The sequence below is a fragment of the Streptococcus acidominimus genome, assembly GCF_001921825.1.
GTDB lineage: Bacteria > Bacillota > Bacilli > Lactobacillales > Streptococcaceae > Streptococcus > Streptococcus acidominimus.
This window is the reverse complement of record NZ_MSJL01000038.1, coordinates 1-21,026: the sequence shown is the minus strand read 5'-3', so window position 1 is coordinate 21,026 and position 21,026 is coordinate 1. Positions and strand designations below refer to the sequence as shown.

17 protein-coding genes are annotated in these 21,026 nt (G+C 43.9%); 9 read left to right on the top strand and 8 right to left on the bottom strand.

Annotated elements, in window-relative coordinates; genetic code table 11:
- The first annotated feature begins 232 nt into the window (after positions 1-232).
- The 4 genes from BU200_RS08000 (at position 233) to BU200_RS07985 (ending at position 3,445) form a co-directional block, all read left to right on the top strand.
- Positions 233-526: a type II toxin-antitoxin system RelB/DinJ family antitoxin gene (locus BU200_RS08000; RefSeq protein WP_075099665.1), complete on the top strand. Its 294-nt coding sequence runs from the start codon at positions 233-235 to the stop codon at positions 524-526.
- Between the two features lie 377 nt (positions 527-903).
- Positions 904-1,401: a GAF domain-containing protein gene (locus tag BU200_RS07995; RefSeq protein ID WP_075099664.1), complete on the top strand. Its 498-nt coding sequence runs from the start codon at positions 904-906 to the stop codon at positions 1,399-1,401.
- Positions 1,401-3,077: a DNA polymerase III subunit gamma/tau gene (gene dnaX / locus BU200_RS07990; RefSeq protein WP_075099663.1), complete on the top strand. Its 1,677-nt coding sequence runs from the start codon at positions 1,401-1,403 to the stop codon at positions 3,075-3,077. Before BU200_RS07995 ends, dnaX begins: the two co-directional genes overlap by 1 nt.
- Positions 3,078-3,250: 173 nt before the next feature.
- The gene (locus tag BU200_RS07985; RefSeq protein ID WP_075099662.1) at positions 3,251-3,445 is read left to right on the top strand and encodes a DUF3272 family protein; all 195 of its coding nucleotides are present in this window, start codon (positions 3,251-3,253) and stop codon (positions 3,443-3,445) included.
- Here BU200_RS07985 and birA read toward each other — a convergent pair.
- Positions 3,405-4,361: a bifunctional biotin--[acetyl-CoA-carboxylase] ligase/biotin operon repressor BirA gene (gene birA / locus BU200_RS07980; protein WP_075099661.1), complete on the bottom strand. Its 957-nt coding sequence runs from the start codon at positions 4,359-4,361 to the stop codon at positions 3,405-3,407. The genes BU200_RS07985 and birA overlap by 41 nt on opposite strands.
- A gap of 83 nt (positions 4,362-4,444) precedes the next feature.
- On the opposite strand from birA, the gene BU200_RS07975 reads away from it, so the two are divergent.
- Positions 4,445-5,482, top strand: coding sequence for a M42 family metallopeptidase (locus BU200_RS07975; RefSeq protein WP_075099660.1), 1,038 nt, complete (start codon positions 4,445-4,447; stop codon positions 5,480-5,482).
- Between the two features lie 250 nt (positions 5,483-5,732).
- Here BU200_RS07975 and BU200_RS07970 read toward each other — a convergent pair whose 3' ends face one another.
- Positions 5,733-6,578, bottom strand: coding sequence for a DUF975 family protein (locus tag BU200_RS07970; protein WP_075099659.1), 846 nt, complete (start codon positions 6,576-6,578; stop codon positions 5,733-5,735).
- 579 nt (positions 6,579-7,157) lie between these two features.
- On the opposite strand from BU200_RS07970, the gene tgt reads away from it, so the two are divergent.
- Entirely contained in the window at positions 7,158-8,297 is a 1,140-nt protein-coding gene (gene tgt / locus BU200_RS07960; protein ID WP_075099657.1) for a tRNA guanosine(34) transglycosylase Tgt, read from the top strand.
- Positions 8,298-8,595: 298 nt separating this feature from the next.
- Here tgt and BU200_RS07955 read toward each other — a convergent pair whose 3' ends face one another.
- The 5 genes from BU200_RS07955 to BU200_RS07935 all read right to left on the bottom strand — a co-directional run bounded on the left by BU200_RS07955 (position 8,596) and on the right by BU200_RS07935 (position 16,074).
- Complete coding sequence (locus BU200_RS07955) at positions 8,596-9,363, bottom strand: MerR family transcriptional regulator (protein ID WP_075099656.1); 768 nt, start codon at positions 9,361-9,363, stop codon at positions 8,596-8,598.
- 406 nt (positions 9,364-9,769) lie between these two features.
- On the bottom strand, positions 9,770-10,951 hold the full coding sequence (gene icd, locus BU200_RS07950; protein WP_075099655.1) for an NADP-dependent isocitrate dehydrogenase: 1,182 nt from the start codon (positions 10,949-10,951) through the stop codon (positions 9,770-9,772).
- Positions 10,944-12,071 carry a citrate synthase gene (locus BU200_RS07945; RefSeq protein ID WP_075099654.1) on the bottom strand — a complete coding sequence of 376 codons (1,128 nt, stop codon included), beginning with the start codon at positions 12,069-12,071 and terminating at the stop codon, positions 10,944-10,946. Before BU200_RS07945 ends, icd begins: the two co-directional genes overlap by 8 nt.
- Positions 12,072-12,089: 18 nt before the next feature.
- Positions 12,090-14,762, bottom strand: coding sequence for an aconitate hydratase AcnA (acnA, locus tag BU200_RS07940; RefSeq protein WP_075099653.1), 2,673 nt, complete (start codon positions 14,760-14,762; stop codon positions 12,090-12,092).
- 229 nt (positions 14,763-14,991) lie between these two features.
- Positions 14,992-16,074, bottom strand: a complete 1,083-nt coding sequence (locus BU200_RS07935; protein WP_075099652.1) for a M24 family metallopeptidase — start codon at positions 16,072-16,074, stop codon at positions 14,992-14,994.
- Positions 16,075-16,458: 384 nt separating this feature from the next.
- Between BU200_RS07935 and ccpA the strand changes: the two genes are divergently transcribed.
- The 3 genes from ccpA (at position 16,459) to BU200_RS07920 (ending at position 20,679) form a co-directional block, all read left to right on the top strand.
- A complete protein-coding gene (ccpA, locus tag BU200_RS07930) occupies positions 16,459-17,460 on the top strand; it encodes a catabolite control protein A (RefSeq protein WP_075099666.1) in 1,002 nt (333 codons plus the stop codon).
- A 903-nt stretch (positions 17,461-18,363) separates the two neighbouring features.
- Positions 18,364-19,362: an LTA glycolipid anchor biosynthesis glycosyltransferase, IagA/BgsA family gene (locus BU200_RS07925; RefSeq protein ID WP_075099651.1), complete on the top strand. Its 999-nt coding sequence runs from the start codon at positions 18,364-18,366 to the stop codon at positions 19,360-19,362.
- Complete coding sequence (locus tag BU200_RS07920) at positions 19,363-20,679, top strand: glycosyltransferase family 4 protein (protein ID WP_075099650.1); 1,317 nt, start codon at positions 19,363-19,365, stop codon at positions 20,677-20,679. It begins immediately after the preceding gene.
- Between the two features lie 123 nt (positions 20,680-20,802).
- Here BU200_RS07920 and BU200_RS07915 read toward each other — a convergent pair.
- Positions 20,803-21,026: transposase family protein (locus tag BU200_RS07915; RefSeq protein ID WP_142237035.1), on the bottom strand; the 224-nt coding region annotated here is incomplete at its 5' end.

Below are 21,026 nucleotides of genomic sequence, written 5' to 3'. Positions count from 1 at the left end.
CAAACGACTGGGATTGCCATCATGGGCTTAGTGCGCCCAAAAATAGGAAAATAAGCAAAAAGTAAGCTTCGAAAGCGAAGCTTACTGGAATTAATGCTTACAAATAGGGCTTACTTAACAACTACTTGAAGTTTTTAGAGGTGCCCAAATGTAAGTTGTTGTATTTGTTTGCTTATTTATTAGTAGGAAATATGCTACAATATTAGTAACAAATCAGCAGGAGAAAGTAATTATGGCAACTAAAATTTTTCAAAAATGTGTAGATCTTGAGTTGTCCTCTGAAGCGACAAAGATTTATCAATCCTTGGGAACGAATGTAGGTGACGCCTTTGTTATGTTTCTTGCAAAATCAGTTGAGGTACAAGGCTTACCGTTTGAGTTAAGGAAAACAGAAACCAGAGAGCAGATGTTTCAACGATTAGTAGAAACTAAATCAGTAGGAAAGAGGATAAATTTCTCAAATCCTAAAGATGTAGAAGAGTTTTTCGGTGAAGAAGATATGGCTTTCTTATTTGATGATGAGTAGTAATAGAGACAATGAGTGAGCATAGCGTTGCTTTAACTTTTGTGGAGTATGTTGATGGTTCTAGAGGAAAAAGACGACCATGAGCCTTGGTGGTGAGATATAGCTTTTTATAAGATAACCAGTCAGTATGAAAATAAATCAGATTTAAATTACAAAATTCGTGATTAGACTTATGCAAACTTGAGTAGAGAATTATGGGTAGATGTTAATCATTTAGTAGAAATTAGTGAGGATAAGATCTATTTTGATAAAATGTGATTTTAAGTGATAAAGAGTTGAAAATAGGATTATCGGAAAAAATGTAAATTGATACGGTTTGAGACTGTTTGATAAACTCTGATTTTATTATTTGATTTGTATGTGCTATAATATGAACTATGTTAGAACAAGAAAAAAAATCACATTATGACTTATTACTCGCCCAGCTTTCAGGGCTTTTGGAGGGTGAACGCAATGCCCTTTCAAATTTGTCCAACAGTTCAGCCCTCCTGAATCAGGCGCTGCCTAATTCAGTTTTCACCGGCTTCTACTTGTTTGATGGAAGAGAATTGCTACTGGGTCCTTTCCAAGGCGGCGTCTCCTGTGTCCATATTGCGCTTGGAAAAGGTGTCTGTGGACAAGCGGCGGAAGAAGGTAGAACGATTATCGTAGACGATGTGCGAACCCATGCCAACTATATTTCCTGTGATGCGAAAGCTCTGTCTGAAATTGTTGTGCCCATGATGAAAAATGGTCAATTGCTCGGTGTACTCGATTTAGATTCTCGCTTGGTGGCAGATTATGATGCCATTGATAGGGAATATTTGGAACGGTTCGTGGCTCTCTTAGTGGAGGGGACGGATTGGAATTTTGCCATGTTTGGAGAGAAAAACTAATGTATCAAGCCCTTTATCGGAAATACCGTAGCCAAACCTTTGGAGAAATGGTCGGGCAGGAGGTGGTCGCAACCACCCTCAAGCAGGCGATTGAACAAGAAAAAATCAGTCATGCCTATCTCTTTTCAGGCCCTCGGGGAACAGGAAAAACATCTGCTGCTAAAATTTTCGCCAAGGCCATGAACTGCCCCAACCAAGTAGGTGGAGAGCCTTGTAATGAATGTTATATCTGCGAGGCGATTACCGAAGGCAGTTTGGAGGACGTGATTGAGATTGATGCTGCCTCAAATAACGGGGTTGATGAAATCCGTGATATTCGTGATAAATCAACCTACGCATCAAGTCTTGCCCGTTACAAGGTCTATATCATTGACGAGGTTCACATGCTCTCGACAGGAGCCTTTAATGCCCTCCTGAAAACCTTGGAAGAGCCGACAGAAAATGTGGTCTTTATCCTTGCGACTACCGAGCTACATAAGATTCCGGCGACGATTTTGTCACGGGTTCAACGCTTTGAGTTCAAATCGATTAAGGTGACAGACATTGCCAACCATTTGGCGCACATTCTCCACCAAGAAAAGATCGGTTTTGATGATCAGGCACTCGCCATGATTGCTCGTCGTGCCGAGGGTGGCATGCGCGATGCTTTGTCGATTTTAGATCAGGCGCTTAGCCTTAGTGCAGCCCATGATTTGACCCTAGAAGTAGCTGAAGAGATTACGGGCTCTATTGGTCTGAAAGCCCTCGATTCTTATATGGAAAGCCTCCGAACCCAAGACGCTTCGACAGCCTTGGCTCATTTACAGACCATTTTTGATAATGGAAAGAGCATGGTTCGTTTTACAACGGACGTTCTCTATTATTTGCGGGATTTGTTGATCGTACAGACGGGTGGGGAAAATCCGCATCCAAGCCCGATTTTTACAGAGAACCTCCAAATGGAGCAGAAGCGGATTTTTGCGATGATTGAGACGGTTACGCGCTCTTTAGCAGATATTAAAACCAGCCCCCAGCCTAAGATTTATGTGGAAATGATGACCATTCGGTTGGCAGATGTATCAGAACAAGAGATCAGTCAAGAGGCAAGCTCTATCCCAGACAATCTGCGCGAGCAAATTCAAGCCTTGCAACATCAGGTTCAAGCTCTGCAACAGCAGTTAGCGAGCCTTGGGAAGCAGGCAGTAGAGGTCAAGCCCGTTTCGCGTAAACCACAGACCAGTAAGAAATACCGTCCAGACACCAATAAGGTTCACTCGATTTTACAGGAAGCCATGGAAAATCCAAGTCTAGCACGGGAGAATTTGACCCGCCTGCAAAATGCTTGGGGTGAAATCATTGAAAGCCTATCAGGGGCAGATAAGGCCTTGCTGGCAGGTTCTCAGCCTGTTGCGGCGAATGAACACCATGCTATCCTATCCTTTGAATCGGCATTTAATGCTGAGCAGACCATGAAGCGGGAGAATCTGGATGCCATGTTTGGCAATATCTTGAGCAAGGCAGCAGGCTTTTCGCCCCATATCTTGGCTATTGCACATGAGGATTGGTTGACCATTCGTGCAGAATTTTCAATCAAGGCGAAAGGACAAAAAGAAGCTGCACCCGAAGTTGAAGAAGAGCCAATTGTACCAGAAGCCTTCCAATTCTTGGCAGATGATGTCACGATTGTAGAGGATTAGATTTAGAGTCTCTCAGTTTACTTTTATTTCATTTTGTGTAATTGAACTAGGACTACGAGCTGTGCAAAAAAGAGCGATAACTGTTTCAGCTTTAGCCAGTTTTTTATAGAGTATCAGAAAGAGGAACACGAAAAAAATCAGCTTAACGGCTGATTTTTTGGTATACTAGGACTATGAGAGTAACAAAATTTATCTTTCTTGCGATAACGACAGCCCTTGCCACCTACTGGATGAATGAGGCTTTCTTAGCAGGTAATTATTTTTGGGCTAGCATTTACGGATTCTTTGTCATACGCAATCTTCGCTTGAGCTATCGGGTGAGTAAGGTCATTCAGGTCTTGGAGAATCTGACCAAGAAGATAGACTGACTTCGCCACTTGAGAGCGTTTTAAGACTGCCGTTGTCTAGCTGGACTTGAAGCGCTCCGGTATCGGTAATGGCAACAGCTACTCCGCAGTAGTGCTGGTTTTGTTGAGAGAAGGTCACTTGTTTGCCTAGGACAAGTGATTTTTCTTTATAGATGGCCAATAATTCTTCCTCACTGGTCGTGAAAAAGATTCGCCAGATCTCCGTAATCAACTGGTTGCGCGTGATAGGAGGTGTGTCTGTGAAGAGGCTGGTTGCGGTTTCTGATAGTTCTTCGGGCAAGTCAGGCAAATGAAAATTCAATCCGACCCCAATCATCATATCGGTCACAACTTGGGCTTCGACGGAGGAAATTGCTTCGGTTAAAATACCAGCGATCTTCTTTCCGTCGCGGTAAATATCATTGACCCATTTGATGGCAACTGGAATGCTGGTTAGCTGTTCGATAGCCTTGACAATAGCCGCTGCAGTAAAGAGGGTGTAGGGTTTCAAGTCTTGAAAACTAGCCTCGGGGCGTAGGCGTAAGGTCATGTAAATACCGCCTCTTTCAGCAGTAAAAAAACTTCTGCCAAACCGTCCTTGAGCTTGGGCTTGAGAGGGGGCTAGGTAGAGGGCAGGGCTCTGATCTTGTCGCTCGATACCGCGTCTTGCATCCAGCTGTGTTGATGTGCTATCTTTTGTCAAGTGGACAGGGATATTTAGGTTTTGCGCTATTTCCTCGGGAAGCAATAGATCACCTTGTTCTAAGCGGTAGCCGCGATTGGGGCCTGCCTTGATGGTGAGTCCCTGCTTTTCTAATTGCTGTATGCCTTTCCAGACAGAGGTTCTTGAAATTCCCAATCTATGAGCCAGTTCTTCCCCGCTGACATAGTCTGTTGCATGTTCCAATATCCTGTAAATTTTTTCGTAGGTTTTCATGCTTTCATTATAACAAAAAAGTGGGCAAACATGGTATAGTGGTATTAGTAGGAAAAATAGATTGTAGACAAAAGGAGTAAGATATGAATACACTTGATTACCTTGTGACATTGACCAACACCCCATCACCAACAGGTTACACAAGAGCCATTATGGATTATATCCAGTCGGAGATTGCAGGCTTGGGCTACCGGGCAGTAAAAACTGCTAAAGGTGGTGTCATGGTGAGTCTAGCAGGAGCAGACGAGAGCAAGCACCGGGTTGTAACAGCGCATTTGGATACTCTGGGAGCTATGGTGCGGGCGATTAAGCCAGACGGTCGCTTGAAGATGGATCTGATCGGTGGCTTTGGCTATCCCTCTATTGAAGGGGAGAACTGCCTGATTCATGTAGCAAAAAATGGCAAGACCTATACAGGAACGATTCTGATGCACCAGACCTCTGTCCATGTCTATGCTGACGCCAAAACAGCAGAGCGTAATCAGACGAATATGGAAATTCGCCTGGATGAGAAAGTGACTTCTGCAGAAGAAACACGCGCCTTGGGCATTGATGTCGGGGATTTTATTTCCTTTGACCCGAGGACAGTGATAACAGAAAGTGGTTTTATCAAGAGCCGTCACTTGGATGATAAGGTATCCGCTGCTATCTTGCTACACCTGCTCAAGGTCTATCAGGAAGAAGGCATCATCCTACCGTATACGACACATTTTTATTTTTCAAATAATGAAGAAATCGGCTACGGAGCCAACTCCAACTTGCCGGAACAGGTCGTAGAATACTTGGCAGTTGATATGGGGGCGATGGGAGATGACCAGCAGACGGATGAATACACCGTGTCTATCTGTGTCAAGGATGCGTCAGGTCCCTATCATTACGAATTGCGCCAACATCTGGTTTCCCTCGCTGAAGAGCATACAATTCCTTATAAACTCGATATTTATCCCTACTATGGTTCAGACGCTTCAGCAGCCATGCACGCAGGCGCAGATGTCAAACACGCCTTACTTGGTGCAGGAATCGAATCTAGCCACTCTTACGAGCGTACCCACATTGATTCCATTGAAGCAACAGAGAAAATGGTGGATGTCTATTTGAAATCAGAAATGGTAGATGGTTGATGCTTGTGAGAGGTCATTAGCGCTTTATTCTCTTCTTAGAAATGTTGACTTGAGGCAGTTTCTAAGAGTTTTTCTTTCTTAAAAAGAGTAAAAAGGTTGAAGAAAATGAACTTTTTCTTCAACCTGAATGATTCTGTAAGTTTCATTTACCACCGTCAACGGCATCATAGCTGTTGAAGCAACCACTGCGGCAAGCTATTTTAACTTAAATATTGTTACAAGTCTAGACTTTCTGTCTAGTCTCTTTTAGTTAGGGCATGGTGCCTTGGAAAAGTTTTTCTTTCATGGCACGGTCGTCAAGAACTGCCTGATAGAAGTGCATGTGGCTAGCACAGTAGTAAGGAATGACGTAGATTCCCACGATTCCAAAACTAAGGGCTACTAGGATTTCCCAGCCGATAAAGGAGAGATTGAGGATAAAGCCTTTCATTTTATACCCCTTCATCAAACGGCGACTCTCCTTAATGACAGCAAATGGTCCAGTATAGGTATCCTGCGCTAGCTGATCAAACAACAGAGGTTCCACGAGGAAATAGGCATAGACTTGCGGAAGTAGGAGAGCAATCCCTGCGATTCCTATGAGCAATCCGATGAGAATCAGTGTCCCAGCAACTGCAACAATATCTTCTGATGGTTGATTGAAGATAGCTGCCATGAAAGCTACGATGAGTCCACCAAACATGATGGAAAAGCCAATGACGGAAATCAAGCCCCAAAGGAAAAGAAAGAGGGATTTTAATAGATAGGTAGCCAAGATGCTACCAAACTGTTGGTGACTAAACAAGGTGAAAGAGTCCTTGAAGTTGACACTGTCCCGATAGTGGTAGATGACTTGAAAAAGAGCAAGAGAGATTGATAAGGTCATTAAATCAGCTAAAATTCCATATAAGAAAGGAAAGGCTGATGAGCTGATGAGAAAAGATAGGTCAGGAGTTGGGTTACTTGCCAGTTGTAAGGCCCAACTATTGGATTGTGCTGAAGCGATTAGTTGAATAATGATGTTAAGAATGATGGGAATGAGAGCAAGGAGATAGGCTCCAGGTGTCTCTGCGATTGTTTGGCGTGCCTTGGCACGAATTTGTAGAATTGAAAACATAAAAACCTCCTTCTCATAGTGTAGCATAATATGAGGTGACAAGCTAGTCTTTTTTTGATAGACTAGAGGAGTTTGCAGGTTTCATTTTGTAGAATATCGTTATTTCCTTTCTCAATGACATCAAGATTTTTGGTAAAGTCTCTTTTTGATTTTTAAAGAGTGGCAACTAGCAGTGATTTTTGACGAAAACTTTGTTTTCTTCATTTCCTAGCTCAAGCAGTCTCACCCTAGCCTGTTTGAGCTAGTAGGAAATGGAAATCAAACGACTATATCAAGAGAAACCATTTAAACAAGACATAGCCGTTTCGTTTATCTTTGATTGTTTCGTTAACTCGTCTTGTGTAATTGAACTAGGACTACGAGCTGTGCAAAAAAGAGCGAGAACTGTTTTAGTTTTAGCTGATGATGTTTTTTTAGGAAATAGGCTGAAAACCTCCACAGGAGCTTTTCACTCGTCGTATTTCCTATTTTCAATGTGTACTTTTAACGTCCTCGTATCTTGTTTAACTGAACTTGAGCTAAAAGCAAACGAAACGACTATAAATACCTAGGACTGTTTTTCCTAGTGGGAGGTATCAGATGACATCACCGATTCAATATCGATTGATAAAAAAAGAAAAGCACACGGGTGCGCGTTTGGGGGAGATTATTACGCCCCACGGCACCTTTCCAACCCCTATGTTCATGCCAGTGGGTACCCAAGCAACGGTGAAGACCCAGTCGCCAGAAGAACTGAAAGAAATGGGGTCAGGTATTATTTTATCCAATACCTACCACCTCTGGCTTCGTCCGGGAGATGAACTGATTGCACAGGCGGGAGGCCTACACAAGTTCATGAACTGGGACCAAGCGATTTTGACAGATAGCGGTGGTTTCCAAGTCTACTCCTTGGCTGATAGCCGAAACATCACCGAAGAAGGTGTAACCTTTAAAAATCACCTCAACGGTTCTAAAATGTTTCTATCACCTGAAAAGGCAATCTCTATCCAGAATAATCTAGGTAGTGATATCATGATGAGTTTTGACGAATGTCCCCAATTCTATCAGCCCTATGACTATGTAAAAAAATCAATTGAGCGCACCAGTCGTTGGGCAGAGCGTGGTCTAAAAGCTCACCGCCGTCCGCAGGATCAAGGGCTGTTTGGGATTGTGCAGGGAGCTGGTTTTGAGGATCTGCGCCGTCAGTCTGCTCGTGACCTCGTCAGCATGGACTTCCCGGGGTATTCTATCGGAGGACTGGCTGTGGGAGAATCCCACGAAGAGATGAATGCTGTGCTTGATTTCACAACGCCGTTGCTACCGGAAACGAAACCGCGTTACCTTATGGGGGTTGGGGCACCGGATAGTTTGATTGACGGTGTTATTCGTGGGGTAGACATGTTTGACTGTGTCTTACCGACACGGATTGCTAGAAATGGAACCTGTATGACTAGTGAGGGTCGTTTGGTGGTGAAAAATGCACAGTTTGCAGAAGACTTTACCCCGCTTGATCATGACTGCGATTGTTACACCTGTCGCAATTACACACGTGCCTATCTCCGCCACCTACTTAAGGCTGATGAGACGTTTGGTATCCGCCTGACCAGTTACCATAACCTTTACTTCTTACTAAAACTGATGCGGAATGTTCGCCAAGCCATTATGGAGGATAATCTTTTAGAGTTCCGTGAAGACTTTGTTGAGCGCTATGGCTATAACAGCTCAAAACGTAATTTTTAATAGAAAATAGAGTGAGGCAGTAACACCTGTCCTCACTCTATTTTCTATGTTTCTTTTTAAAAATGAAATGGATACTTTGTTTGAGGAACTCCCGTTCGATTTTCAACCGATAGGAGCCAGAATGCAGGCAAATAATATTCCACTAAATAAGCGATGAAGAGCTGCTAAAAAATGCCTGAAACAATAGTGTTTCAGGCATATTCAATCTGAAGCTAGCGAACATCCTGCTCAACACCAAAGGTAGAAGGGCTGTTCGGCAAACTGCGTTCGTGCTGGAAGAAGCTGCTATTTGAGAGTGCTAGTCTATCAGCTTTGCCCAGTAGCGAATGCTATCTGTGAGAAAGGCAACGCAACCTTGCTGTGCTTCATCATAGTAAGCAGTGAAGCGCTCGTCAACTATGTAGAGCTGGGCAATGCCGATATGTTTTGTAGCAGAGTAGTGCTTGTCTGTAACTTGGAGCCATTCTTTGTGGAGTTGGACGATTTTCCTGCGATTTTCATCTTCTGGTTTCCAGTTTTCAGCAAGGGCTTTCTGGAGCAGCTGCTTAATCTCTTGATCCAACTCCTGCCAGCCTTGGTGGTTTTCCTCGCTCATCTGGGCAAAGTGTTGATTGGCCTGCTTTACTTCCTCGTCTCCGTATCTTTCACGGAGTTCCGTTCCGTATGTTGCCTCATTTTTTTGGATGAGACGATCCTTAAAGGCTTGAAATTTTTCACTTGCGGTCATTGATCTATATCCTTTCTGTGCTTGAATTGTGCGCATAAGGTTTTCAATCATGGCTTCGATTCTCTCCTTTTTGGCATGGAGATCTGCCAGGTGGTCTTCTAAGCTCCTCAATGGGTCCAGATCTTTCCGATCAAGGAAATCCTTGATTTGTTTGAGTTCAAAGCCCCGTTCCTTGTAAAAGAGAATTTGCTGGAGCCTATCCACTTCTTGCTCGCCATAGAAGCGATAGCCGCCCTCATTTTTATGAGTTGGCAGTAGCAATCCTATTTCTTCGTAGTAGCGCAGAGTGCGGGTACTGATACTTGATAGGTTTGCCAATTGACGAATCGAATAGGTCATGTCTGTCTTCCTTTGTTAATAATCTTGCAAGATAGGAATGAGAAGCACACATCATTCTCATTCACAATCTTATTATACAAGTTGACCTTGCGTCAATGTCAAGACTTTTTGGAGAAAAAATATAGTTATTTAGTTTACTTTTAGTACTAGCTCCAACAGTCTGTGGAGAGACTGTTGGAGGTCGGAAATAAAGAAAACAAAGTTTTCGTCAATACAGTCTGTGGAGAGACTGTTGGAGGTCGGAAATAAAGAAAACAAAGTTTTCGTCAGTACAGTCTGTGGAGAGACTGTTTGGGGTTGGAAATGAAGAAAAGGAAGTTTTCGTCAATACAGTCTGTGGACAGCCTGTTGGAGGTTGGAAATGAAGAAAAGGAAGTTTTTGTCAACATAGTCTGTGGATAGCCTGTTAGAGATATGCTAGTAATCGCTCGGTAAATTGGCTGGTACTGAGTGATGGTGTCTTGGAAGTGGTGACTAGGTCAGCGGTCATTTCTTGGGCTTCTAATGCTCTGGCGATAGCTGCTTGGATACGTTCAGCGACATCCTGCCAGCCGATATAGGCAAAGAGCATGGCTCCAGAAAGGAGGACAGAGCAAGGGTTGGCTATATTTTTTCCTGCAATATCTGGTGCGGTACCGTGGGTAGCTTCAAAAATAGCATGCCCAGTCTGATAGTTGATATTGGCGCCAGGAGAAATCCCGATTCCTCCAACTTGGGCAGCAAGGGCATCGCTAGCATAATCACCATTCAGATTGGTGAGGGCCACTACTTCAAATTGTTCAGGATGGAGCAGGGCTTGTTGGAAGAAATTATCTGCAATAATATCCTTGATAGACAGCTGTCCGCTTTCGATAAACTGGCTGTACTCTCGCTGGGCTAGTTCATAGCCCCATTTGCGAAAGCCTCCTTCAGTGAATTTCTGGATGTTCCCCTTGTGAACCAGTGTGACTTGAGACAGCTTGTTTTCGAGGGCATAGTCAATCGCAGCGCGTACAATCCGCTCGCTTCCCTCAATCGAGATGGGTTTAATCCCGATACTGCTGGTAGCTGGAAAACGAATCTGATTGACCTTCATTTCAGATTGGAGGAAGGATATAACCTTCTTTGTTTCTGCTGTTTCAGCCTCCCATTCAATCCCGGCATAGATGTCCTCGGTATTTTCTCTAAAGACAGTGATGCGGGTCTTTTCTGGCTCTTTGAGAGGACTGTCAATTCCCTTAAAGTAGCGAATCGGTCGCACGCAGGCATAGAGATCCAGTTCCTGTCTAAGGGCAACATTGAGCGAACGGATCCCACCCCCGATAGGGGTCTCCAGTGGACCTTTGATCGCAATGAGGTGGTCTTTGATATGACAAAGGGTTTCTTCAGGTAGCCAAGTCCCTTTTCTATCATAGGCTTTTTTGCCAGCCAAGACCTCTAGCCATGCTACCTTTCTTCGCCCTTGATAGGCGCGCTCGACTGCATGGTCAAAGACGGCTTGTGCGTGCAACCAGATGTCTTGTCCAACTCCATCACCTTCGATATAGGGAATAATCGGGTGATCAGGTACAATGAGCTGTCCTTTTTCTAGATAAATCTTATCAGGCATAGCTTCTCCTTTCTAGGGGAATATAGGACAATTTTTCAGGTCCTAGGTAGTGAGAACGGGGACGAATCAATTTGTTAAAGCCTTGTTGTTCCTGAATATGGGCAATCCAGCCTGCTACCCGGCTCATAGCAAAAATCAGGGTAAAGATGGAGCTGTCAATCCCAAGGACATGGTAGACCGTTGCTGAATAGAAATCAACATTTGGAATCAAGCCCTTGCTATGTTTCATATAGTCTTCAATTTCACGAGAGAGTTGGTACCAGATTTCATGTTCCGTTTTCTGGGTCAATTCCTTTGCCATTTGGCGGAGGTAGCTTTCTCTTGGATCCTGCTTTTTATAGACGCGGTGGCCAAAGCCCATGATTTTCTCTTGTGAGGCTAATTTTTGTTGGAGATAGGCCTCGGTATCTCCACAGGCACGGATTTCCTGTAACATATCAAAAACGCGTTCGTTGGCTCCTCCGTGGAGCGGTCCCTTCAAGGTACCAATAGCAGTTGTAACGCAGGAATAAATATCCGACAGGGTTGATGCGCAGACGCGAGCTGCAAAGGTGGAGGCGTTGAGTTCATGATCAGCATGCAAAATCAAGGCCTTGTTGAGGGCTTCGATTTCGATTGCTTGAGCTTCTTTTCCCGTCAGCATATAGAGGAAATTTTCTGCAAATCCTAGGTCGTTACGCGGTGCAATCGGTGTTTGTCCATTCCGCAAGCGGGCAAAGGTTGCGATAATTGTCGGAATCTTTGCCATCAGCTGAATGGATTGTTCATAGGTAGCCTCTAGGGAGCGTTCTTCGGCATGGACATTGTAAACACCCAGAAGACTGACGGTTGAGCGTAAGACACTCATAGGATGGAGGTGTTTGCGGGACTGGATTAGGATACATTGTTCGACTGCATCACTAATCTCATAATTGGCACGCAATTCGCTAGTGAACTTCTCGTACTCGCTAGCAGTAGGCAGCCGTAAGTTCCAAAGGAGATAGATGGTTTCTTCAAAGGAAGCCTGATTGTCCATTAGTTCTGAAATGTCATAGCCTGCATAGGCTAGATGATCATCGATAATCGAGCTGATGCGGGTATGACAAGCGATTAAATCCTTTAATCCATTTTCTTCTACCATAGGATTTCCTTTCCATACTTATCTGTGAGCCATAGAGGCAGCGAGTTTCTTACGGACGACCATGGGTAAAATGCCTCCATTTTGGTAGTAGCGAATGTCTGCTGCCGCATCAAAGCGTAGCAGGGCTTGAAAGGCAATGTCTCCATGTTCTCCGTGTGCAACAATATCTACTATTTCTTGAATGCCCGGTGTTTCAGGAAGATGAATATCGTAGCGTTCAAAACCAGTTAGACCAAGATTATCGGCTGTCTCTCCCTCTAAAAATTGGAGTGGTGCAATCCCCATCATGACGAGATTGGAACGGTGGATGCGCTCAAAACTTTCGGCTAATACTGCTTTGACACCCAGTAGGGCAGAACCTTTGGCAGCCCAGTCACGGCTTGAGCCCATGCCATAATCCTTGCCAGCGATAATGATGGTTCCAATATTTTCAGCCTGATAGGCCATAGCTGCATCATAAATCGAAACAATCTCCCCCTTGTAGGAGGTAAAGCCACCCACTTTTCCTTGGGCTAGTTCATTCTTGATCCGGATATTAGCAAAGGTACCACGCATCATGACCTCGTGGTTTCCCCTGCGACTACCGTAGGAATTAAAGTCCATATAGTCGACACCATGCTCATTCAAGTAGCGAGCAGCCGGGCTGATGCGCGCGATATTACCAGCAGGAGAGATATGATCCGTAGTGACGCTATCCCCAAATTTTGCGAGTGGCTGCAGGTTGAGCAGAGGACTAATCGATAAGTCATCTTCTAAATGATCAAAATAGGGAGGGTTTTGAATGTAGGTCGACTGTGTATTCCACTGGTAGCTCTTGCTTTTCGTGATCGGAATCTGATTCCATTTCTCGCTATCTGAAAAGACGTGGCTATACTCTTTTTCAAAGAGGTCACGGGTGACATACTGGTTGACATAGCTTTCGATTTCTTGACTAGACGGCATGATGTCAGCCAGATAAACAGGTTGATTATTGGCGTCAAAGCCGACAGGTTCTCTAGTCAAGTCAATAGTAGTGCTTCCTGCAAGGGCGTAGGCAACGACCAAGGGTGGGCTAGCCAGGAAATTAGCCTTGACGAGGGGATTGATTCGACCTTCAAAATTTCGATTACCGGATAGGACAGCAGAGGTAAGCAGGTCGCTGTCCGTAATAGCCTGTGCCACTTCGGGACGAAGATTGCCGGAATTGCCAATGCAGGTAGTGCAGCCGTAGCCTACGACATGAAAGCCGAGTTTGTCTAGATAGGCTTGGAGACCTGAATCATGTAGATAGGCAGAGACGATCTTAGAGCCCGGAGCGAGAGAGGTTTTCACCGTTGGAGCTACGCCTAGCCCTTTTTGGACAGCATTTCGGGCGAGGAGCCCAGCAGCCATGAGGACGTAGGGATTGGAGGTATTGGTACAAGAGGTGATGGCAGCGATTGCCACATGTCCTGTTTTGATTGGGAAATGCTCTCCGTCAATGGTGACATGGGCTGTCTTATCTAACTCTTCAGGCGTCAAACCAAATCCTTGTGTATCAGCCTCCCGACTGATACTAGCTTGAAAGGCTGCCTTGGCATCTGCTAGGTCAATCAAATCTTGTGGACGCTTTGGTCCAGCGATACTGGGACGAATACTGGATATATCAATCTCAATGACCTTAGTATAAGTTGGCTCAATATCTGGATTGTAGAACAGGTCATTTATCTTAGCGTAGTATTCAGTGAGGGCGATATGCTCTTCGCTACGATTGGTTAGGCGCATATAGTTTAGGGTTTCGTGATCAATAGGGAAATAACCGCAGGTCGCACCGTATTCAGGCGCCATGTTGGCAATGGTTGCTCGGTCTGCGAGGCTTAGATGGGCAAGACCCGGACCGAAGTACTCGACGAATTTGCCAACGACCTGTTCTTGTCGTAAAACCTGTGTGACGGTGAGGGCTAGATCGGTCGCTGTTGCAATCTTAGGGAGACGACCTGTGAGGCGTACACCGATAACTTCTGGGACAGGGAAATAAGATGCCTCTCCCAGCATAGCAGCTTCAGCCTCGATACCTCCTACGCCCCAACCAAGAACACCGATTCCGTTGATCATGGTCGTGTGGCTATCCGTTCCAAACATAGAATCAGGATAGAGGAGACCGTCCTTTTTGATGATAACGTCGCTCAAAAATTCAATGTTGACCTGATGGATAATGCCTGTTGCAGGCGGGACAGCGCGGTAATTGTTAAAGGAGTTTTCAGCCCATTTGAGAAATTCATAGCGTTCATTATTTCGCTTAAATTCCAAAGTGAGATTATCTTCCAAAGCTGTATTGCAGCCATAGGTGTCGACCTGTACACTATGGTCAATGACCAAGTCAACTGGAATTTCAGGGTTGATTAAATCAGGATCGCCACCGCGGGCGATCATTGCTTCGCGCATGGAAGCTAGATCAACAACGACAGGAACCCCAGTGAAATCTTGGAGAATCACGCGGCTCGGTTTGAAGGGGACTTCTCCGCTAGGATCCTTAGCATTATAATTCACTAAGTTTAATAGGTGATATTTTGTAACATCTTCTTCGTCGTATGTTCTAAGTAAACTTTCAATTAAGATACGGATCGTATAGGGAAGCTGTGCGACATCCTTGCCCTCTTGGGCAACAAGGTCGCGGATACTGTAATAGCGAAATTCATGATGATTAAATGAACATCTAGTAGTCTTCTTCATCTGGATACACCTCCGTATATTTTTCCAATTTTGACACTCATTATACAGGTATCCAATTGATTCGTCAATGGGAAAATGATATGTATGTTATATTATATAACATAGGTTTGGAGATAGAACATTAAAAAGGAGTCTGGAAGACTTGCAGATGCACTAAAAAATCCTCCTCCTAAAAGACGGAAGAGGATTCTTGTGAGTATCAATTACAAAAGATAAACGAAATACTATATTACTTGAAATACAACAAATCCTTACTGGTGCTGGTAAATACTTCAAAGCCGTTCTTGGTGACATGACCACAGTCTTCAATGCGGACACCGACCTTACCCGGGATATAGATGCCGGGTTCAACAGAGAAGCACATGCCTTCTTCAAGCACAAGGTCATTTCCTTCCATGATAGATGGAAACTCATGTACATCCATACCGATTCCGTGTCCCAATCGGTGATTGAAATATTCGCCGTAACCAGCTTTTTCAATGACTTGACGGGCTGCACGATCTACCTCGTGGGCAGTCACTCCCGGCTTAATCATGGCAAGGGCAGCTTGTTGGGCTTCAAGAGTGAGGGCATAGATGTCCTTTTTGAATTGATCAGGCTGACCAACCGCAACCGTTCTGGTCATATCGCTGGCATAGCCATTTGCCATGACACCGAGATCAAAGAGGAGGAGGGCATTATTTTCCACTTTATGCGTTCCAGGGATCCCGTGGGGATTGGCGGCGTTGGTGCCGGTCAAGACCATGGTTTCAAAACTCATCTCAAGCCCCTCACCTTTCATGGCAAATTCAATCTCTGCAATGATATCGGTTTCGGTCTTATCGAGCGAGATCGCTTCAAAACCAATTTGCACAGCCCGATCTGCCCATTTTCCAGCAATCATCATTTTTTGAATTTCATCAGCTGATTTAATGAGGCGCATACGGTTGATGACGGGTGTCAGATCGTCAAATGTTGCCTTTTCAAACACAGTTTTTAAGCCTTGGTACTTGGTGAGAATGAGGTGGTCAAACTCAAGCCCAATCTGTCTGTAATCCTGCTCCGGTAGAGTAGCCTTGATTTTCTCCCAAGGATTTTCCGAATCCATATAGCCGACTACTGGAAAGTTGAGACTTTTTCGTGCACGTTCTGCATCAAGCGCTGGTACAAAGAGGAGATTTTCACCTTCTGGACGGATAAAAAGGAACATCTGGCGTTCATGCGGATCACTGTAAAAACCTGTTAGATAATGGATAGAGATAGGATCAGAAAAGACAGCCATGTCCAAATTAGCAGTTTGCAAATGCGAGCGGATATCAGTGATTTTGGTCATAAGAGTACCTTCTTTCTATTTGTTTCATTGTGTCAGAAAAGGCAGAAAAAATCAAGAATTTATCATGACAGAGCTAGAAGAGAAAAGATAGTCATTTGAATGAACTTTGATATTCGTCATTTTTGACTTGTCTCACCAAAATATTGTAGCTCCTTAGTCTCTTATTTTAAAGTAAATTCATTTGATGATAGTGCGAGAATAGGCTATCAAATGGAGCTAAGCTGGAAGTGTTTTTCTGTTTTGCAATCATTTTCCTCATTTCTCAAAACTTTTCAAAAAAATGCGGGATATCTCTTGAAAGGGATTTCAAAAAATGATAGACTATAAGGAGGGTGAAAGCGTAATTTTCATAAAAAAAGAAAGTGAAAGGAACTTACGATTATGTTGAATACTGATGATACAGTCACTATTTATGACGTTGCTCGTGAAGCTGGGGTTTCGATGGCAACAGTCAGTCGAGTGGTGAATGGTAATAAGAATGTAAAGGAAAACACGCGGAAAAAAGTATTGGAAGTGATTGATCGCTTGGACTACCGACCAAATGCCGTAGCACGTGGTTTAGCAAGTAAGAAGACAACGACAGTTGGGGTGGTCATTCCAAATATTGCCAATGCATATTTTGCAACCTTGGCTAAAGGAATTGATGATATTGCGGATATGTACAAGTACAATATTGTCCTTGCAAACAGTGATGAAAATGATGAAAAAGAAATCAACGTGGTCAATACGCTGTTTTCAAAACAGGTTGATGGTATCATTTTCATGGGCTACCATTTGACGGATAAAATCCGTGCAGAATTTTCTCGTTCTCGGACACCGATTGTGCTTGCAGGAACAGTTGACTTAGAGCATCAATTGCCAAGTGTCAATATCGATTATGCAAAAGCAAGCAAGGAAGCAGTAGATTTGTTGGCTAAAAACAATGAAAACATTGCTTTTGTATCCGGTCCATTGGTGGATGATATCAATGGAAAAGTCCGCTTCGCAGGCTATAAGGAAGGTTTGAAAGCAAATGGTCTGAACTTTAACGAGGGCCTTGTCTTTGAATCAAAATACAAGTATGAAGAGGGCTATGCCCTTGCGGATCGTATCTTGAACGCAGGTGCAACAGCAGCCTATGTAGCAGAAGATGAGATTGCGGCTGGATTGTTGAACGGGATTGTTGATAAGGGCATCAAGGTTCCAGAAGACTTTGAGATTATTACGAGTGACGATTCATTGGTTACTAAATTTACAAATCCAAATCTGACTTCTATCAGCCAACCCTTGTATGACATCGGTGCGATTGCGATGCGGATGTTGACCAAGATTATGCATAAGGAAGAGCTGGACACACGCGAGGTGATCCTGAACCACGGCATAAAAGAGCGTAGATCAACCAAATAAGAATAGAGAACAGAAAAAGCTAGGCAATGCCTGGCTTTTTAAGATACGAGAGCGTTAAACAACTCCTAGACAAAATAGACAATCGAAGCAGGTTGTCTTGCAACCAATGAGATTGGTCTTTTTGTCAGTGAGTTGTAGCTCGAGTTCAATTAAATAAGATACGAGAGCGTTAAACAAGATACAAAGCCCGTAAAGAACTCAAAGCGAAAATAGGAAATCTGACGCAGAGCTTTTAGACGAGAGTTTGCTTCGCAAACTTCTATTTCCCGCCTCCAAAGGTATACTATACCTTTGAAGCTAGGAAGATTTGTCTTTTTCGCACAGAGTTTAGGGCGTGTTCAGTTACATAAGATGTGAAGCTGCAAAAGCTATTAAAAATAGGAAACATAACGAAGAAGAGTAGCTTCTAGGAATGTTTATCCTTAAAGGTAGCCACAGGTGTAACTAGCTAAAGCTAGAACACCTGTATCTCTTTTTTCCGAGGTTTTAGGCTGAACTCAATTATACAAGATACAAGGGCGTTTGACACGAGGACACTTGTTTTATCTCCAACCTTCCACAGTCTATTCCCAGATTGTGGAAGCGAGCAAAGTAAAAATAGGAGTTTTGACGAGTGAAAAGCTCCAGTGGAGGTTTTCAGCCTATTTCCTAAAGAACCATCATCAGCTAAAACTGAAACAGTTATCGCTCTTTTTTACAGGGCTCTTAGCTCGAGTTCAATTTCCCAAGATACCCAGCCCGTAAAGAACTCAAAGCGTACTTCTTCATGTATTAACAGTCACTTTCCTGTATCCGTAAGCAAGCATGACCCGCAACAGCTACGTCCTCAACCAACTAGCTTGTCCTCTTGAGCGTTGACAGTTTAGCATCATGAAAAAAGGGATAATATGGTATAATAGGGGCATGAAAGTGCTATTGTATTTAGAAGGAAAGACGGTTTTAGAAAAATCAGGTATCGGGCGTGCCCTCTATCACCAGATGGAGGCGCTTGATTTGGCAGGGATTCCCTACACGACCGATTTGTTAGGAGATTATGATGTGGTTCACATCAATACCTACGGTCCTCGCAGCTGGCTCTTGTTGCAGGCAGCGAAGCGACGGGGGAAGAAGGTGATCTTGCATGGACATTCGACCATGGAAGATTTTCGCAATTCTTTTATTGGTTCTAATCTCCTAGCTCCTTTTGTGGGGAAATACCTGGCGAGTATGTACCAGCAGGCTGATTTTGTGATTACACCGTCTGAATATTCAAAGAAATTGATTCAAGGCTATGGTGTCACCACTCCGATTGTCGCTGTTTCAAATGGGATTGACCTTGAGAAATACCAAAAAGACCCTCGCAAGGAAGAAATTTTTCGCAAGCACTTTGGTCTGACCGAAGATCAACCCGTGGTAGTCTGTGCAGGACTGTATTTCCGCCGCAAGGGCATTGAAGATTTTGTGAAAGTAGCAGAACGCATGCCCCATGTCCGTTTTATTTGGCTAGGCAGTGTTAATAAATGGATTATACCTTCTTATATTCGTAAGATTATTGAAGGGGATCATCCAGCAAATGTGTCTTTTCCTGGCTATTTTAAGGGAGCTGTTTTTCAAGGAGCCATGAGCGGTGCCAATGCCTTTTTCTTCCCATCTTATGAGGAAACAGAAGGGATTGTTGTCCTAGAAGCCCTCGCCAGCCACCAACAGGTGGTCTTGCGTGACATTCCCGTCTACGAGGGGTGGATTGATGAAACCAGTGCCGAATTGGGACAGACGGTTGATGATTTTGTTGCCTCTATCCAGAAAATATTGGATAAACAAGTAGACAAGAGAGAGGCTGGTTACCGAGTGGCAGAAAGTCGCTCAATGGACAAGGTGGCGCATCAACTAGTTGATGCCTATCGTCAAGTAATGGAGTTATAGATGAGAATTGGACTATTTACAGACACCTATTTTCCGCAGGTATCAGGGGTTGCAACATCCATTAAGACCCTCAAGACCGAACTTGAAAAGCAGGGACACCGTGTCTTTATCTTTACCACGACAGATAAGGATGTCAATCGTTATGAGGACTGGGATATTATTCGGATTCCAAGCGTCCCTTTCTTTGCCTTTAAGGATCGGCGTGTCGCTTATCGTGGCTTTGCTGATGCCTTGAAAATTGCGGGGCGTTATAACTTAGACCTCATTCATACCCACACAGAATTTTCCTTGGGAATACTGGGGAAAATGATTGCGCGGGAATTGGATATTCCAGTCGTTCATACCTATCATACCCAGTATGAGGACTATGTCCGCTATATCGCCAAAGGAAAATTGATTCGTCCCAGTATGGTCAAATATCTGGTGCGTGCTTTTCTGAACGACTTAGATGGGGTGATTTGCCCCAGCGAAATTGTGGAAAATCTTCTCACAGAATACAATGTCCGAATTTCAAAGCGGGTCATTCCGACAGGAATTGAATTGGCAAAGTTTGACCGCCCAGAAATTACGCCAGAAGCGATAGCCGAATTGCGGGAGCAATTGGGGATTCAGCCTGAGGAAACCATGTTGCTCAGTCTATCGAGGATTTCCTATGAAAAAAATATTCAGGCTATTATCGCAGACATGCCACGCATCCTTTCAGAAAATGAAAAAGTCAAGTTGGTCATTGCGGGCGGTGGCCCTTACGCTCAGGATTTAGCAGAGCAAATCACAGCCTTGCAGTTAGAGGACAAGATTCTGATGACTGGAATGATTGCACCGAGTGAAACAGCCCTCTACTATAAGGCGGCGGATTTCTTCATTTCAGCTTCGACCAGTGAAACGCAGGGCTTGACCTATCTTGAAAGTCTTGCTTCCGGGACGCCCATCATTGCAGAGTGCAATCCCTATTTGGAAAATCTTGTGACCGACAAGATGTTTGGAACCCTGTACAAGCACGAGGCAGAGTTGGCAGACGCGGTTTTAGATGCGATTTTAGTGACGCCGACGATGAGCCCGCATCACCTAGCGAAAAAATTGTATGACATTTCCGCAGAAAACTTTGGGCGCAGGGTCTACGAATACTACCTTGATCTGAAAATATCCTATGATTTCAGACGGGAACATATCAAGGATGAGAGCTCGGCTGAAAGTCTGCTGAAAGAAGCAATGAGCTTGCCGAAACGTGCCTTTGTCAAGTCTTCGGACACAACAGCTGCTATCTTTAAAAAATCTGTCGAACAGGTTAAGTCTATCCGCAATTATTTTGAGGATTGAGTATATGAACAGTTTATAGTAGTTGAGGGGATTTGAAAAGCGATACCGATTTTGAATACCTAGGAAAGAGTGCTGGTGTTGCGCCTTGAGTGAACGAAAGGAGTTAGTAGACTTGTTCGGTAACTACTTGGTTTCAAAATTAATAATCCTACAAATTAACTCAGCACGTATTTCAAAACGTTTTCTCCGACCACGATAGTCTTGTTTCATGATTTGAAAAGTCTTAAACTTCGCATTGAAATGCTCAATTTGGATACGAATCGCTGCCATCTCACGATTTAGTTGCTTTTCCTCTTCCGTCAATCTGTGATGTTTTGAGTTCTTAGCTGGAATAAAGCTATTTTCAT

Excerpts from the sequence above, each read along its gene's own strand:
- tgt (WP_075099657.1), top strand. The coding sequence starts at position 7,158 with ATGACATCACCGATTCAATATCGATTGATAAAAAAAGAAAAGCACACG.
- birA (WP_075099661.1), bottom strand. The coding sequence starts at position 4,361 with ATGAAAACCTACGAAAAAATTTACAGGATATTGGAACATGCAACAGAC.
- acnA (WP_075099653.1), bottom strand. The coding sequence starts at position 14,762 with ATGAAGAAGACTACTAGATGTTCATTTAATCATCATGAATTTCGCTAT.
- BU200_RS07995 (WP_075099664.1), top strand. The coding sequence starts at position 904 with ATGTTAGAACAAGAAAAAAAATCACATTATGACTTATTACTCGCCCAG.
- BU200_RS07955 (WP_075099656.1), bottom strand. The coding sequence starts at position 9,363 with ATGACCTATTCGATTCGTCAATTGGCAAACCTATCAAGTATCAGTACC.
- BU200_RS07945 (WP_075099654.1), bottom strand. The coding sequence starts at position 12,071 with ATGGTAGAAGAAAATGGATTAAAGGATTTAATCGCTTGTCATACCCGC.
- BU200_RS07925 (WP_075099651.1), top strand. The coding sequence starts at position 18,364 with ATGAAAGTGCTATTGTATTTAGAAGGAAAGACGGTTTTAGAAAAATCA.
- BU200_RS07935 (WP_075099652.1), bottom strand. The coding sequence starts at position 16,074 with ATGACCAAAATCACTGATATCCGCTCGCATTTGCAAACTGCTAATTTG.
- BU200_RS07920 (WP_075099650.1), top strand. The coding sequence starts at position 19,363 with ATGAGAATTGGACTATTTACAGACACCTATTTTCCGCAGGTATCAGGG.
- BU200_RS08000 (WP_075099665.1), top strand. The coding sequence starts at position 233 with ATGGCAACTAAAATTTTTCAAAAATGTGTAGATCTTGAGTTGTCCTCT.
- BU200_RS07975 (WP_075099660.1), top strand. The coding sequence starts at position 4,445 with ATGAATACACTTGATTACCTTGTGACATTGACCAACACCCCATCACCA.
- BU200_RS07985 (WP_075099662.1), top strand. The coding sequence starts at position 3,251 with ATGAGAGTAACAAAATTTATCTTTCTTGCGATAACGACAGCCCTTGCC.
- dnaX (WP_075099663.1), top strand. The coding sequence starts at position 1,401 with ATGTATCAAGCCCTTTATCGGAAATACCGTAGCCAAACCTTTGGAGAA.
- BU200_RS07970 (WP_075099659.1), bottom strand. The coding sequence starts at position 6,578 with ATGTTTTCAATTCTACAAATTCGTGCCAAGGCACGCCAAACAATCGCA.
- icd (WP_075099655.1), bottom strand. The coding sequence starts at position 10,951 with ATGCCTGATAAGATTTATCTAGAAAAAGGACAGCTCATTGTACCTGAT.